Annotated in this window: 24 protein-coding genes; all 24 read right to left on the bottom strand. The window is 42.9% G+C overall.

Going from position 1 to position 14226, the window contains the following annotated elements; all coding sequences use genetic code 11:
• Positions 1-39: 39 nt before the first annotated feature.
• Positions 40-1341, bottom strand: coding sequence for a preprotein translocase subunit SecY (gene secY, locus B1A98_RS17320; protein ID WP_041101742.1), 1302 nt, complete (start codon positions 1339-1341; stop codon positions 40-42).
• Positions 1341-1781, bottom strand: coding sequence for a 50S ribosomal protein L15 (gene rplO, locus B1A98_RS17315; protein ID WP_041101744.1), 441 nt, complete (start codon positions 1779-1781; stop codon positions 1341-1343). Before rplO ends, secY begins: the two co-directional genes overlap by 1 nt.
• A gap of 32 nt (positions 1782-1813) precedes the next feature.
• Positions 1814-1996 (bottom strand): 50S ribosomal protein L30, encoded by a 183-nt coding sequence (gene rpmD / locus B1A98_RS17310; RefSeq protein WP_041101747.1) that lies wholly within the window; start codon positions 1994-1996, stop codon positions 1814-1816.
• A 13-nt stretch (positions 1997-2009) separates the two neighbouring features.
• A complete protein-coding gene (gene rpsE / locus B1A98_RS17305; RefSeq protein WP_063384339.1) occupies positions 2010-2510 on the bottom strand; it encodes a 30S ribosomal protein S5 in 501 nt (166 codons plus the stop codon).
• 21 nt (positions 2511-2531) lie between these two features.
• Positions 2532-2894 (bottom strand): 50S ribosomal protein L18, encoded by a 363-nt coding sequence (rplR, locus tag B1A98_RS17300; protein ID WP_041101751.1) that lies wholly within the window; start codon positions 2892-2894, stop codon positions 2532-2534.
• A 32-nt stretch (positions 2895-2926) separates the two neighbouring features.
• Positions 2927-3463, bottom strand: coding sequence for a 50S ribosomal protein L6 (gene rplF, locus B1A98_RS17295; RefSeq protein WP_063384340.1), 537 nt, complete (start codon positions 3461-3463; stop codon positions 2927-2929).
• Between the two features lie 30 nt (positions 3464-3493).
• The gene (gene rpsH / locus B1A98_RS17290) at positions 3494-3892 is read right to left on the bottom strand and encodes a 30S ribosomal protein S8 (protein ID WP_041101755.1); all 399 of its coding nucleotides are present in this window, start codon (positions 3890-3892) and stop codon (positions 3494-3496) included.
• A 29-nt stretch (positions 3893-3921) separates the two neighbouring features.
• Positions 3922-4107 carry a 30S ribosomal protein S14 gene (gene rpsN / locus B1A98_RS17285; protein WP_001085700.1) on the bottom strand — a complete coding sequence of 62 codons (186 nt, stop codon included), beginning with the start codon at positions 4105-4107 and terminating at the stop codon, positions 3922-3924.
• A gap of 25 nt (positions 4108-4132) precedes the next feature.
• A complete protein-coding gene (gene rplE, locus B1A98_RS17280; RefSeq protein ID WP_041101759.1) occupies positions 4133-4672 on the bottom strand; it encodes a 50S ribosomal protein L5 in 540 nt (179 codons plus the stop codon).
• A 30-nt stretch (positions 4673-4702) separates the two neighbouring features.
• Positions 4703-5014 (bottom strand): 50S ribosomal protein L24, encoded by a 312-nt coding sequence (rplX, locus tag B1A98_RS17275; RefSeq protein ID WP_041101761.1) that lies wholly within the window; start codon positions 5012-5014, stop codon positions 4703-4705.
• Between the two features lie 46 nt (positions 5015-5060).
• Positions 5061-5429, bottom strand: a complete 369-nt coding sequence (gene rplN / locus B1A98_RS17270; protein WP_041101762.1) for a 50S ribosomal protein L14 — start codon at positions 5427-5429, stop codon at positions 5061-5063.
• 47 nt (positions 5430-5476) lie between these two features.
• Positions 5477-5740, bottom strand: a complete 264-nt coding sequence (gene rpsQ, locus B1A98_RS17265; RefSeq protein ID WP_041101764.1) for a 30S ribosomal protein S17 — start codon at positions 5738-5740, stop codon at positions 5477-5479.
• Between the two features lie 19 nt (positions 5741-5759).
• Positions 5760-5963 (bottom strand): 50S ribosomal protein L29, encoded by a 204-nt coding sequence (gene rpmC / locus B1A98_RS17260; RefSeq protein ID WP_041101766.1) that lies wholly within the window; start codon positions 5961-5963, stop codon positions 5760-5762.
• Entirely contained in the window at positions 5953-6387 is a 435-nt protein-coding gene (gene rplP, locus B1A98_RS17255; protein WP_041101768.1) for a 50S ribosomal protein L16, read from the bottom strand. Before rplP ends, rpmC begins: the two co-directional genes overlap by 11 nt.
• Positions 6388-6389: 2 nt before the next feature.
• Positions 6390-7046 (bottom strand): 30S ribosomal protein S3, encoded by a 657-nt coding sequence (rpsC, locus tag B1A98_RS17250; protein ID WP_041101770.1) that lies wholly within the window; start codon positions 7044-7046, stop codon positions 6390-6392.
• Between the two features lie 3 nt (positions 7047-7049).
• On the bottom strand, positions 7050-7391 hold the full coding sequence (gene rplV, locus B1A98_RS17245; protein ID WP_041101773.1) for a 50S ribosomal protein L22: 342 nt from the start codon (positions 7389-7391) through the stop codon (positions 7050-7052).
• An 18-nt stretch (positions 7392-7409) separates the two neighbouring features.
• Positions 7410-7688, bottom strand: coding sequence for a 30S ribosomal protein S19 (gene rpsS, locus B1A98_RS17240; protein WP_041101775.1), 279 nt, complete (start codon positions 7686-7688; stop codon positions 7410-7412).
• A 60-nt stretch (positions 7689-7748) separates the two neighbouring features.
• A complete protein-coding gene (gene rplB / locus B1A98_RS17235; protein ID WP_041101777.1) occupies positions 7749-8579 on the bottom strand; it encodes a 50S ribosomal protein L2 in 831 nt (276 codons plus the stop codon).
• Positions 8580-8610: 31 nt separating this feature from the next.
• The gene (gene rplW, locus B1A98_RS17230) at positions 8611-8895 is read right to left on the bottom strand and encodes a 50S ribosomal protein L23 (protein ID WP_041101779.1); all 285 of its coding nucleotides are present in this window, start codon (positions 8893-8895) and stop codon (positions 8611-8613) included.
• Positions 8895-9518 (bottom strand): 50S ribosomal protein L4, encoded by a 624-nt coding sequence (gene rplD, locus B1A98_RS17225; protein WP_041101782.1) that lies wholly within the window; start codon positions 9516-9518, stop codon positions 8895-8897. The genes rplW and rplD overlap by 1 nt, the downstream gene beginning before the upstream one ends.
• Positions 9519-9548: 30 nt before the next feature.
• Positions 9549-10175 (bottom strand): 50S ribosomal protein L3, encoded by a 627-nt coding sequence (gene rplC, locus B1A98_RS17220; RefSeq protein ID WP_041101784.1) that lies wholly within the window; start codon positions 10173-10175, stop codon positions 9549-9551.
• Between the two features lie 37 nt (positions 10176-10212).
• Positions 10213-10521: a 30S ribosomal protein S10 gene (rpsJ, locus tag B1A98_RS17215; RefSeq protein ID WP_019394071.1), complete on the bottom strand. Its 309-nt coding sequence runs from the start codon at positions 10519-10521 to the stop codon at positions 10213-10215.
• 291 nt (positions 10522-10812) lie between these two features.
• On the bottom strand, positions 10813-12000 hold the full coding sequence (gene tuf, locus B1A98_RS17210; protein WP_063384341.1) for an elongation factor Tu: 1188 nt from the start codon (positions 11998-12000) through the stop codon (positions 10813-10815).
• A 129-nt stretch (positions 12001-12129) separates the two neighbouring features.
• Positions 12130-14208, bottom strand: coding sequence for an elongation factor G (gene fusA, locus B1A98_RS17205; RefSeq protein ID WP_063384342.1), 2079 nt, complete (start codon positions 14206-14208; stop codon positions 12130-12132).
• Positions 14209-14226 lie beyond the last annotated feature (18 nt).

Genomic DNA, 14226 nt, shown 5'->3' with positions numbered 1-14226 from the left:
CCCCCCTCAGTCTGATTCGAGACGTGCAACAGCTTGCCTTTATTTAATAAAGCCTTTGTAATGGCGTTTGACAAGCTGGGCTTCCAATTGCTTCATTGTTTCCAATGCAACTCCAACTACGATCAGCAAGCTCGTGCCGCCAATTTGTGCAGCTGGTGGAAGACCTGCAAATTTAATAAAGAATACAGGAAGGATGGAGATGACAGACAGGAATATTGCTCCAACAAATGTTAGTCGGTATAAAACGCTTGTCAGATAGTCCTGCGTGTTTTTCCCAGGACGAATGCCCGGAATGTATCCACCTTGTTTCTTCAAATTATCGGCTAATTGCTCCGGATTGACTTGAATAAACGCATAGAAATACGTAAATGCAACGATCAATGCGATATAAATGACCATTCCTACTGGCTTTTGATAATCAAAGATGTTTTGAATTGTCGTCGTCACTTCATTCGAACCGAAGAAAGACGCTAGTGTTTGCGGTGTAACCAGGAAGGCTACAGCAAAAATGACAGGAATAACTCCAGCAGCATTTACTTTTAACGGTAAATGTGTGGACTGAGCTCCCCGTGCACCCATTCCGCCTTCTCCTGTTACGCGCTTGGCATATTGAATTGGAATCTTACGCAATGCCTGCTGGAAGAAGATGACTCCAACGACAATGGCCAGAACAGCCAAGGCAATCAATAATAGCACGACAATTTTCAGGAACAGCTGCTCGCCAGCTCCCTCAATTTGCTGTGCATAAATTTGATTTATCGCATTTGGGATCCCTGCAACAATTCCGGCAAAGATAATAACCGAAATTCCGTTGCCGACACCTTTAGAAGTTATTAACTCCCCAAGCCACATAAGAAAAGCCGTACCCGCTGTTAATACGAGTGCAATAAGGAGATAAGCGCCTACGCTGTTGCTTTCAATCAGCATTCCGCCGTATAAACGGTTGAAGCCGTAAGACATTCCGAGCGCCTGGATAAATCCAAGAACAACTGTGAAATATCTAGTGAATTGAGAGAGCTTGCGCCGGCCAACCTCCCCTTGCTTTGACCATTCCGTGAACTTCGGAACCACGTCCATTTGCAATAGCTGAACGATGATGGAAGCAGTGATATAAGGCATAATTCCCATAGCAAGGATGGAGAAGTTTTTGAGTGCCCCTCCCCCAAAGGTATTAAGGAAACCAATTAATCCTGCCTGCTCCTGCATCTTCAGTACATTTGCATCCACATACGGAACTGGAATAAATGTGCCGATACGGAAAATGATTAACATAAGGAGGGTGAATATAATTTTTCTTCTTATATCACCCACACGCATAAAATTGGAGATTGTGCGAAACATTAAATCACCTCAGTCTTACCGCCGGCAGCTTCAATTGCTTCTTGAGCAGCAGAAGAGAATTTATGAGCTTTTACAGTCAATTTTTTCTCAACGTTGCCTTTAGCAAGAATTTTGATTCCTGCTTTTTCACTGCTGACAACACCAGTTTCGATAAGAAGCTCTGGTGTGACTTCTGTGCCTTCATCAAAGCGATTTAATGCATCAAGGTTAACGATCGCATACTCTTTTCTGTTGATGTTAGTGAAACCGCGTTTCGGCAAACGACGGAATAAAGGAGTTTGTCCCCCTTCAAATCCAAGACGTACACCACCGCCGGAACGAGCTTTTTGTCCTTTATGTCCTTTACCAGCAGTTTTGCCGTTACCAGAACCTGGACCACGTCCAACACGATTGCGAGCTTTACGAGAACCTTCAGCAGGTTTTAATTCATGAAGTTTCATGTTCGTGCACCTCCTTATTCTCTAGATAAAAATTATTGTTCGTTGACAGTTACTAAGTGAGATACTTTATTAATCATACCTCGGATTGCTGCGTTATCTTGGTGCTCCACTGTTTGGTGCATTTTGCGGAGGCCAAGAGCTTTAACTGTTTCACGTTGATCTTTCGGACGACCGATCAAGCTGCGAGTGAGGGTAATTGATAATTTTTCAGCCATTGTAAATCCCTCCTTATCCTAACAGTTCTTCTACTGATTTTCCGCGTAATTTAGCAACATCCTCTGCACGCTTCAATTGCTTAATTCCTTCAATAGTAGCGCGTACCATGTTGATTGGTGTGTTTGAACCATGTGATTTAGAAAGAATGTTTTCTACACCGCCAAGTTCAAGTACCGCACGAACCGGTCCGCCAGCGATAACTCCCGTACCTTCAGAAGCAGGCTTCAAGAGAATTTCGCCACCGCCAAAACGGCCAATTACTTGGTGTGGAATTGTTGTTCCAACGATCGGAATAGTAACCAGGTTTTTCTTTGCATCTTCGATTGCTTTGCGGATAGCATCAGGTACTTCTTGTGCTTTACCAGTACCAAAGCCTACGTGTCCGTTTTTGTCACCGACAACCACAAGCGCAGTAAAACGGAAACGACGTCCGCCCTTTACTACTTTTGCTACACGATTGACCGTAACTACGCGTTCTTCAAGTTCAAGTTTATTTGGATCAATGCGACGCATTAATTTGTCCCTCCTTCTTTATTAGAATTCCAGTCCATTTTCGCGCGCTGCTTCTGCTAAAGCTTTTACGCGGCCATGATATAAGTAACCTCCGCGGTCAAATACTACGGATTTGATTCCTTTTTCGCTCGCTCTTTTAGCAACTAGTTCGCCAACTTTGGCAGCTGCTTCAGCGTTGCCTGTTTTTTCTAGACCGAAATCTTTTTCGATTGTAGAAGCACTGGCAAGCGTTACACCGTTCGCATCATCGATCACTTGAGCATACAAGTGCTGATTAGAACGGAAGATATTTAAGCGTGGACGAGCTGCTGTACCGCTGATTTTCGCGCGTACACGAGCATGTCTCTTTTTACGCGTTTTATTCTTATCTTGCTTCGTAATCATTGTGGTCACTCCTTTCGTTTACTTAAGCGACATTACTTACCTGTCTTACCTTCTTTGCGGCGTACGTGTTCGCCTTCATAACGGATCCCTTTGCCTTTATAAGGCTCTGGCGGACGAGTTGCGCGAACGTTTGCAGCGAAAGCTCCTACACGCTCTTTGCTGATTCCTTTAACAATTACTTTTGTGTTAGAAGGAACTTCAACTTCTAAGCCATCTTCTGGTTCCATTTCAACCGGATGAGAGTAACCGACATTAAGAACAAGTTTGTTTCCTTGTTTTTGTGCACGGTATCCAACACCGATCAATTCAAGAGATTTTTCGAAACCTTTAGATACACCTTCAACCATGTTTGATAAAAGCGCACGAGTCGTACCATGGATTGTACGGTGTTCTTTAGATTCTGAAGGACGAACGACTGTGATCACATTGCCTTCAATCTCAATTTTCATATCTTTGTTAAATGTTCTTACAAGCTCACCTTTTGGGCCTTTTACAGTAACTGTGTTGTTGTCGTTTGTTACTGTTACGCCTTCTGGAAGCTCAATAGGTTTTTTCCCTACACGAGACATATTGTTGCACCTCCATTCATTACGAGAATATTACCAAACGTATGCTAATACTTCGCCGCCTACTTGTTTAGCGCGGGCTTCTTTATCAGTTAACACACCGTTAGATGTGGATACAAGAGCAATACCTAAACCGTTAAGTACTCTTGGCATTTCGTCAGCTTTCGCGTATACGCGCAAACCAGGTTTGCTGATACGTTTCAAGCCAGTAATAACACGCTCATTGTTCGCACCATATTTTAAGAAAATACGGATTACGCCTTGCTTGTTGTCTTCGATAAATTCTACGTCGCGTACGAAACCTTCACGCTTTAAAATTTCAGCGATCTCCTTCTTGATGTTAGAAGCAGGCACTTCTAATTTCTCGTGACGTACCATGTTCGCATTGCGAATGCGAGTCAACAAATCTGCAATTGGATCTGTCATAACCATTCTATTTACCTCCTTCCCAATTCTGGGTATTACCAGCTAGCTTTTTTAACACCAGGAATTTGTCCTTTATATGCAAGTTCACGGAAACAAATACGGCAAAGCTTAAATTTGCGGTATACAGAGTGTGGACGCCCACAACGTTCGCAGCGTGTATACTCTTGCACCTTAAATTTAGGTGTGCGTTTTTGCTTCGCAATCATTGATTTTTTAGCCACATTTTCGCCTCCCTTTTTATAGAGATTACTTTTGGAACGGCATTCCAATTTGAGTTAACAATTCGCGAGCCTCTTCGTCAGTGTTCGCAGTTGTTACAATTACGATATCCATACCGCGGATTTTGCTTACTTTATCGTAATCAATTTCAGGGAAGATCAATTGCTCTTTCACACCAAGTGTGTAGTTGCCGCGTCCGTCGAATGCTTTTTTAGAAACACCACGGAAGTCACGTACACGTGGAAGTGATACAGCGATTAATTTATCAAGGAATTCGTACATACGCTCACCGCGTAATGTTACTTTCGCTCCGATAGGCATACCTTCACGAAGGCGGAAGCCCGCAATCGAATTCTTAGCGCGTGTAATCATTGGCTTTTGACCAGTGATCAAGGCTAATTCTTCAACAGCTGTGTCAAGTGCTTTCGCGTTTTGAACAGCATCGCCTACCCCCATATTAACTACGATCTTTTCAACTTTCGGTACTTGCATAATTGATTTGTAATTGAATTTATTCATTAAAGCAGGTGTAATTTCCTCATTAAACTTTGCTTTAAGGCGGTTCATATAGTGTACCTCCCTTCATTAACAGACTTATTATTTATCTAAAGTTTCACCAGATTTTTTTGCTACACGTACTTTTTTGCCGTCAACCACTTTGAATCCTACGCGAGTAGGCTCGTTTGTTTTCGGGTCTAAAAGCATAACGTTAGAAACGTGAATAGGTGCCTCCTGGCTAATAATTCCGCCTTGCGGATTTACTTGTGAAGGTTTCGCATGCTTCTTCACGATATTAATGCCTTCTACAAGCACACGGTCTTTTTTAGGAAAAGCTGCAAGCACGATGCCTGTTTTTCCTTTGTCTTTGCCCGTGATGACCATTACTTTATCGCCTTTTTTAACATTCATTTCATCGCACCTCCTTGAATGGCCAAGTTGATAAAATTGCTTTCATTTAGATTACTTCCGGAGCAAGAGAAACAATTTTCATAAAGTTGCTGTCACGCAATTCACGTGCAACCGGGCCAAAGATACGAGTTCCACGAGGGCTCTTGTCATCTTTAATGATTACGCACGCATTTTCATCGAAACGGATATAAGATCCATCGTTACGGCGCATTCCACGTTTTGTACGTACGATAACAGCTTTTACTACGTCACCCTTCTTGACAACGCCGCCTGGTGTTGCTTGTTTCACCGTGCAGACGATGATGTCTCCGACATTTGCAGTTTTACGGCCAGAGCCACCAAGAACTTTGATCGTTAACACTTCACGAGCTCCTGAGTTGTCAGCTACTTTTAAACGAGATTCTTGTTGGATCATTTATGTTACCTCCCTTCGGATTCACTTTCTATCCGAACAATAATGAATTAGATAATAACTGCTTTTTCTACAACTTCAACTAAACGGAAGCGTTTCGTAGCAGATAATGGGCGAGTTTCCATGATGCGGACAACATCACCGATTTTTGCTTCATTCAGCTCATCATGAGCTTTGAATTTTTTAGAGTACTTAACGCGTTTGCCGTAAAGTGAGTGCTTTTTGTAAGTTTCTACGAGAACAGTCACAGTTTTGTCCATTTTGTCAGACACAACACGTCCAGTATAAACTTTACGTTGGTTACGTTCACTCATTGTGCAAACCTCCTCTCAATTATCGATTGTTAACATCGATCTCTCTTTGACGAATAACAGTTTTCATACGAGCGATCGCTTTGCGTACTTCACGGATGCGAGCAGTGTTTTCAAGTTGACCAGTCGCTAATTGGAAACGAAGATTAAAGAGCTCTTCTTTTAAAGACTTAAGTTTTTGCTCAATTTCGGCAGTGGTTAATTCAATAATCTCATTAGCCTTCATTTGATTCACCACCAATTTCTTCTCGTTTTACAATTTTACATTTAACTGGCAACTTGTGTGATGCCAGACGAAGTGCTTCACGAGCTACCTCTTCAGATACACCAGCAATTTCAAACATGATTTTCCCTGGTTTTACTACAGCGACCCATCCTTCAGGAGCACCTTTACCGGAACCCATCCGAACTTCAAGAGGTTTTGCAGTGTAAGGCTTGTGTGGGAAAATTTTGATCCATACTTTACCGCCACGTTTCATGTAACGAGTCATCGCAATACGGGCAGCTTCGATTTGACGGTTTGTGATCCATGAAGCTTCAATAGCTTGAAGACCATATTCGCCAAATGCTACTTCTGTACCGCCTTTTGCTTGACCGCGCATTTTTCCACGGTGTACACGACGGTATTTTACGCGTTTAGGCAATAACATGATTATTTTCCTCCTTCCTCAGACTTCTTCTTCGTAGGAAGAACCTCTCCACGATAAATCCATACTTTCACGCCAAGCTTACCATAAGTAGTGTCAGCTTCAACATGCGCATAGTCAATGTCCGCACGAAGTGTATGAAGTGGAACTGTTCCTTCACTGTAATGTTCAGCACGAGCGATATCAGCGCCGCCAAGACGTCCAGAAACTTGTGTTTTGATTCCTTTTGCACCAGCGCGGATTGTGCGTTGGATCGCTTGCTTTTGCGCACGACGGAAAGATACACGGTTTTCTAATTGGCGAGCGATGTTTTCAGCTACAAGCTTAGCATCTAAATCAGCTCTTTTAATCTCAACGATGTTAATATGAACTCGTTTGCCTGTTAGTTGATTTAAAGACTTGCGAAGTGCTTCAACCTCAGATCCACCTTTACCGATAACCATACCAGGCTTAGCTGTATGAACAGTAATGTTGATGCGGTTAGCAGCACGCTCAATTTCAATTCGAGATACAGAAGCATCTTTTAAGCGGTTTTCGATATATTCACGAACTTTAAGATCTTCATGCAAAAGGTTTGCGTAATCTTTCTCTGCATACCATTTTGAATCCCAGTCACGGATGATACCGACACGTAAACCATTAGGATGTACTTTTTGACCCACGAATTATCCCTCCTTCTTTTCTGATACCACGATTGTGATGTGGCTTGTACGTTTATTAATTGCGCTTGCGCGTCCCATTGCACGTGGACGGAAACGTTTTAAAGTCGGACCCTCGTCAACAAATGCTTGTTTAACAACAAGGTTGTTAATGTCCATGTCATAGTTATGTTCTGCATTAGCAATCGCAGAGTTAAGTAGTTTTTCAACGACCGGAGATGCAGCTTTTGGTGTATGACGCAAAATAGCTACCGCTTCCCCTACTTGCTTTCCTCGAATCAGATCAATCACTAAACGTGCTTTACGAGGAGCAATACGAACTGTTCTTACAACAGCTTTTGCTTCCATTGGGATACCCTCCTCTCATTAGCGTCTTGTTTTTTTATCGTCACTAGCGTGACCTTTATACGTGCGCGTTGGCGCAAACTCGCCAAGTTTGTGTCCTACCATATCTTCTGTTACATAAACAGGAACATGCTTACGGCCATCGTATACAGCGATTGTGTGACCGATAAAAGCAGGGAAGATTGTTGAACGGCGAGACCAAGTTTTTACCACTTGTTTCTTATCAGCTTCATTTAATTTTTCAATTTTATTGAATAGATGATCATCAACAAAAGGTCCTTTTTTCAAGCTACGGCCCATTTTGGTACCTCCCTTCGCAATTGGTCTACGGTTCGCGAAAGGAACCGTAGTGCAATTACGTTATTTTTTACGACGACGTACGATAAACTTGTCGCTTTTGTTTTTCTTCTTACGAGTTTTGTAACCAAGAGTTGGTTTGCCCCATGGTGTAACTGGTGATTTACGTCCGATTGGAGAACGTCCTTCACCACCACCGTGTGGATGGTCATTCGGGTTCATTACAGATCCGCGTACAGTTGGCTTCTTGCCTAACCAGCGAGAACGACCTGCTTTACCGATGTTTACAAGTTCATGCTGCTCGTTGCCCACTTGGCCGACAGTTGCACGGCAAGTAGCAAGGATCATGCGAACTTCACCAGAGTTCAAACGAACAAGAACGTATTTTCCTTCTTTACCTAACACTTGTGCAGATGTACCAGCTGAACGCACCAATTGTCCGCCTTTGCCAGGCTTTAATTCGATGTTGTGAACAACTGTACCTACAGGAATGTTAACTAAAGGAAGAGCATTACCTACTTTGATATCTGCTTCCGGTCCGGACATAACTTCCATTCCGACTTTTAAGTTCTTAGGTGCTAGAATGTAGCGTTTTTCACCGTCAACATAGTTGATTAACGCAATGTTTGCTGAGCGGTTTGGATCATACTCGATTGTGGCAACGCGTCCAGGTATACCATCTTTATCGCGTTTGAAGTCGATAATACGGTATTGACGCTTATGGCCGCCACCTTGATGACGAACAGTAGTTCTACCTTGGTTGTTACGGCCGCCTTTCTTTTTAAGAGGCGCCAACAACGATTTTTCCGGCTTATCAGTTGTAAGCTCTGCAAAATCAAGTGACGTCATGTTACGACGGCCGTTGGTAGTTGGTTTATACTTTTTAATCGCCATGTCATTTCCCTCCTCTTCTTATATTGTTGAATTAAACTTCAAATAGTTCGATTTCTTTGCTGTCTTGAGTTAATGTAACAACCGCTTTACGGCGTTTGTTTGTATAACCTGCATAACGACCCATACGCTTGAACTTACCTTTGTAGTTCATGATGTTTACTTTTGCTACTTTCACGCCAAAGATTTCTTCAATCGCATCTTTAACTTGAGTTTTGTTAGCTTTCACATCAACTTCAAACGTATATTTTTTATCAGCCATAATTTCAGTTGAATGTTCTGTAATGACGGGGCGCTTAATGATATCGCGAGCATCCATTATGCAAGCACCTCCTCTACTTTTTCAACAGCTGCTTTAGTGATGATTAGTTTTTCGTGTCCAAGAACATCTAAAACACTAACGCCGTTTGCATCTACTACTGTCACGCCTGGGATGTTGCGTGCAGACAATGCAACATTTTCATTTAAAGCTTCTGTTACGATTAGCGCTTTGCTGTTCACAGAAAGATTTTTCAATACGCTTGCGAATTCTTTTGTTTTTGGAGCATCGAAAGATAGAGCTTCTAAAACAATGATGTTTTGCTCTGCAACTTTAGAAGAAAGGGCAGATTTAATCGCTAAGCGACGAACTTTTTTCGGTAATTTGTAGCTGTAGCTGCGTGGAACAGGTCCGAATACTGTTCCGCCTCCGCGCCATTGTGGAGAACGAATAGATCCTTGACGAGCACGTCCAGTACCTTTTTGACGCCACGGTTTGCGGCCGCCGCCACGTACTTCAGAACGATTTTTCACTTTGCTAGTTCCTTGGCGTAAAGATGCGCGTTGCATCATTACTGCTTCGAATAAAACATGTTGATTAGGTTCAATACCGAAAACGGAATCGTTCAGTTCGATTTCACCAACTTCAGCTCCGTTTTGGTTTAATAATGTAACTTTCGGCATTCTTGTTTCCTCCTTTCTAGAAAAAGTTGATTATTTTACTTTTACCGCACTTTGAATTTTCACTAGGGATTTTTTCGGTCCAGGAACATTTCCTTTAACCAAAATTACGTTGCGCTCTGCGTCAACTTTCACTACTTGCAGGTTTTGGATAGTGATTTGTTCGCCACCCATACGGCCTGGAAGCAATTTGTTTTTGAATACGCGGTTAGGAGCAACTGGTCCCATAGAACCTGGGCGACGGTGGTAACGGGAACCGTGGGACATAGGTCCGCGGCTTTGTCCGTGGCGTTTGATTGCACCTTGGAAACCTTTACCTTTTGATACTCCTGTTACGTCGATGATATCTCCTTCAGCGAAAATATCTACTTTAACCTCTTGACCAACCTCTACTTCTTCACCGAAGTTACGGAACTCACGAATGAAGCGCTTAGGTGCAGTGTTAGCTTTTGCAACGTGACCTTTAGCTGGTTTGTTTGCAAGCTTTTCACGCTTGTCATCAAAACCTAACTGAATAGCTTCATAGCCATCGCCTTCGATCGTTTTCTTTTGCAGTACAACGTTTGCAGCTGCTTCGATCACAGTAACTGGAATTAGTTCACCGTTTTCAGCAAATACTTGAGTCATACCGATTTTTCTTCCTAAGATTCCTTTGGTCATGAGTCACACCTCCTGAATTAATAATTTTTTATAGTAATTAAAGTTTAATTTCAATGTCAACGCCTGATGGCAGGTCTAAACGCATTAATGAATCAACAGTTTGTGGTGTTGGATTCACGATGTCGATTAAACGTTTATGTGTACGCATCTCGAATTGCTCACGAGAATCTTTGTACTTATGAACCGCACGTAAGATTGTGTAAACAGATTTTTCTGTTGGCAACGGGATCGGACCCGATACGTTAGCACCAGAACGTTTTGCTGTTTCAACGATCTTTTCTGCTGATTGATCTAAAATTCTGTGGTCATATGCCTTCAAACGAATACGAATTTTTTCTTTTGCCATTATTTTCCCTCCTTTTCCGCCTATTTGCTAATAGACATTCTCCGCAGAAATATCCTGACGACACTCGCCATGGCAAAGCGGCCGGGTGTGTCAGCAACCTTCTGCATCATCGCTGTCAAAAACCAACGTTATTGATTATACACGAAGTTTTCGATGTGTGCAACTATATTTACTATATTTCTTCTCTAGCACACCTTTACTATTATACACGCATTGTCTCTGTATATCAATAGCAGAAAGAAGCAAATAAAAAAGCAGGCGGTTTTTCCGCCTGCTTTCTTCAAGCTGTTATTATTTTTCGATTGTAGATACAACGCCTGAACCTACAGTACGTCCACCTTCACGAATAGAGAAACGAGTTCCTTCTTCGATCGCGATTGGAGAGATAAGTTCTACGTTCATTTCGATGTTGTCTCCAGGCATAACCATTTCTACGCCTTCAGGAAGATTAACGACACCAGTTACATCAGTTGTACGGAAGTAGAACTGAGGACGGTAGTTAGAGAAGAATGGAGTGTGACGTCCACCCTCTTCTTTAGACAATACGTAAACTTCAGCTTTGAATTTAGTGTGTGGAGTGATTGAACCTGGCTTAGCAAGTACTTGTCCACGTTGGATGTCTTCACGTGCTACACCACGAAGAAGAGCACCGATGTTGTCGCCAGCTTCTGCATAGTCAAGAAGCTTACGGAACATTTCTACACCTGTTACAGTTGTTTTCTTAGCTTCTTCAGCTAAACCGATGATTTCAACTTCGTCACCGACTTTAACTTGTCCACGCTCTACACGGCCAGTTGCAACTGTACCACGGCCAGTGATTGAGAATACGTCCTCAACAGGCATCATGAATGGTTTGTCAGTGTCGCGCTCTGGAGTTGGAACGTACTCATCAACAGCGTCCATAAGCTCGATGATTTTTTCTTCCCATTGTGCTTCGCCTTCAAGAGCTTTAAGAGCAGAACCTTTGATTACTGGTACGTCATCTCCAGGGAAATCGTACTCAGAAAGAAGGTCACGAACTTCCATTTCAACAAGCTCAAGAAGCTCTTCGTCGTCTACCATGTCGCATTTGTTTAAGAATACAACTAGGTAAGGTACACCTACGTTACGAGAAAGAAGGATGTGCTCACGAGTTTGTGGCATTGGGCCGTCAGCAGCAGATACTACTAGGATACCGCCGTCCATTTGAGCAGCTCCAGTGATCATGTTTTTAACGTAGTCAGCATGTCCTGGGCAGTCAACGTGTGCATAGTGACGTTTGTCAGTTTCATATTCAACGTGAGAAGTGTTGATTGTGATACCGCGCTCGCGCTCTTCTGGAGCGTTGTCGATTTGGTCGTAACCACGTGCTTCACTTCCGCCTTTTTTAGCAAGAACAGTTGTGATTGCTGCTGTTAAAGTTGTTTTACCATGGTCAACGTGACCAATTGTACCGATATTCGCATGTGTTTTGGAACGGTCGAATTTTTCCTTAGCCATTAGGAAATCCTCCTTTGAATTGTCAAATTAATTAATTTATATAGGGACTTTGAAGGCGGAACTTAATTCCGTCTTCAAAGATACCAAAGCTTACATTGTATTTATACTTCATTAAAGAGTATAAATCAATTATTCACCTTTATTTTTCTTGATGATTTCTTCAGAAACTGATTTCGGCACTTCTTCGTAGTGGTCAAAGTGCATAGAATAAGTTCCGCGACCTTGTGTATTAGAACGCAGGGAAGTAGCATAACCGAACATTTCAGAAAGTGGAACGAACGCTTTTACTACTTGAGCGTTACCGCGAGCTTCCATACCTTCCACGCGTCCGCGGCGGGAAGTGATGTCGCCCATGATATCTCCAAGGTATTCATCAGGAATAACAACTTCTACTTTCATCATTGGCTCAAGAAGAACCGGATTACATTTAGAAGCCGCATTTTTCAATGCCATAGATGCAGCAATTTTAAACGCCATCTCACTGGAGTCAACATCATGGTAAGAACCGTCAAACAGTCTTGCTTTAATGTCGATCAATTGATAGCCGGCAAGTACACCGTTTTGCAATGCATCTTCAAGACCAGCTTGAACAGCCGGAATGTATTCACGCGGAACAACCCCACCAACGATGCCGTTTTCAAATTCGAAACCAGCGCCTTCTTCGTTAGGTGTGAATTCGATCCAAACGTGACCATATTGTCCGCGTCCACCGGATTGGCGGGCAAACTTACCTTCTACTTGTGCAGAAGAACGGAAAGTTTCGCGGTAAGCTACTTGTGGAGCACCCACGTTTGCTTCTACTTTAAATTCGCGACGCATACGGTCTACGATGATATCCAAGTGAAGCTCACCCATACCGGAGATAACAACTTGCCCTGTTTCAGGGTTTGTTTCTGCGCGGAAAGTAGGATCTTCCTCTTGAAGTTTTTGCAGAGCAGTTGTCATTTTATCTTGGTCGCCTTTTGATTTCGGCTCAACTGATAAAGAGATAACCGGCTCTGGGAATTCCATAGACTCTAAAATAACGAGATGCTTCTCATCACAAAGAGTGTCCCCAGTAGCTGTATCTTTCAAACCAACTGCTGCAGCGATATCGCCTGCATGCACTTCAGAGATTTCTTCACGGGAGTTCGCATGCATTTGCAGGATACGACCGACACGCTCGCGCTTGCCTTTTGTAGAGTTTTGTACGTATGAGCCTGAATTTAAAATACCAGAGTACACACGGAAGAATGTTAACTTACCTACATAAGGGTCAGTCATAACTTTAAATGCAAGAGCTGAGAATGGTGCATCGTCTGATGAAGGACGAGTAACTTCTTCATCGCTGTCTGGCAGAGTACCTTTAATGTTTGGTACATCTGTTGGAGCTGGAAGATAGTCGATAACTGCATCCAACATTAATTGAACACCTTTGTTTTTGAATGCTGTTCCGCAAAGTACAGGGAAGAACTCAACGTTGATTGTACCTTTACGGATAGCGGCTTTGATTTCTGGAATTGTTACTTCTTCGCCGCCAAGGTATTTTTCCATGATGTCTTCATCGAATTCAGCAATCGCTTCGATTAACTTTTCACGGTACTCTTCTGCTTGGTCTTGCATATCTTCAGGGATATCCCCTACTTCGATTTCAGTTCCAAGGTCGTTTCCGTAGAAAGTTGCTTTCATTTCAACTAGGTCGATAATGCCGCGGAATTCATCTTCGGCACCGATCGGAAGTTGAATTGGATGTGCATTTGCCATCAAACGGTCATTGATTGTGCCGACAGAATAAAGGAAGTCTGCACCGATCTTATCCATTTTGTTAACAAATACGATACGCGGAACGCCATATGTAGTTGCTTGGCGCCAAACTGTTTCTGTTTGCGGCTCAACTCCGGATTGGGCATCAAGTACAGTTACTGCACCATCAAGTACACGAAGGGAACGTTCAACCTCAACAGTGAAGTCTACGTGTCCTGGTGTGTCGATGATGTTTACACGATGGCCTTTCCACTGAGCAGTTGTCGCAGCAGAAGTGATTGTGATACCGCGCTCTTGTTCTTGCTCCATCCAGTCCATTTGAGACGCACCTTCGTGAGTCTCACCAATTTTATGGATACGGCCTGTATAGTAGAGAATACGCTCGGTAGTCGTCGTTTTACCGGCATCGATGTGAGCCATGATGCCGATATTCCGAGTGTTTTCTAAGGAGAACTCTCTTGCCATGTATGTCTTTCTCCTTCC

The sequence above is a fragment of the Pseudobacillus badius genome, assembly GCF_002189605.1.
GTDB classification, from domain to species: Bacteria; Bacillota; Bacilli; order Bacillales; family Domibacillaceae; genus Pseudobacillus; species Pseudobacillus badius.
The sequence above is the reverse complement of the archived record's forward strand: the minus strand, read 5'-3'. Positions and strand labels throughout refer to the sequence as shown.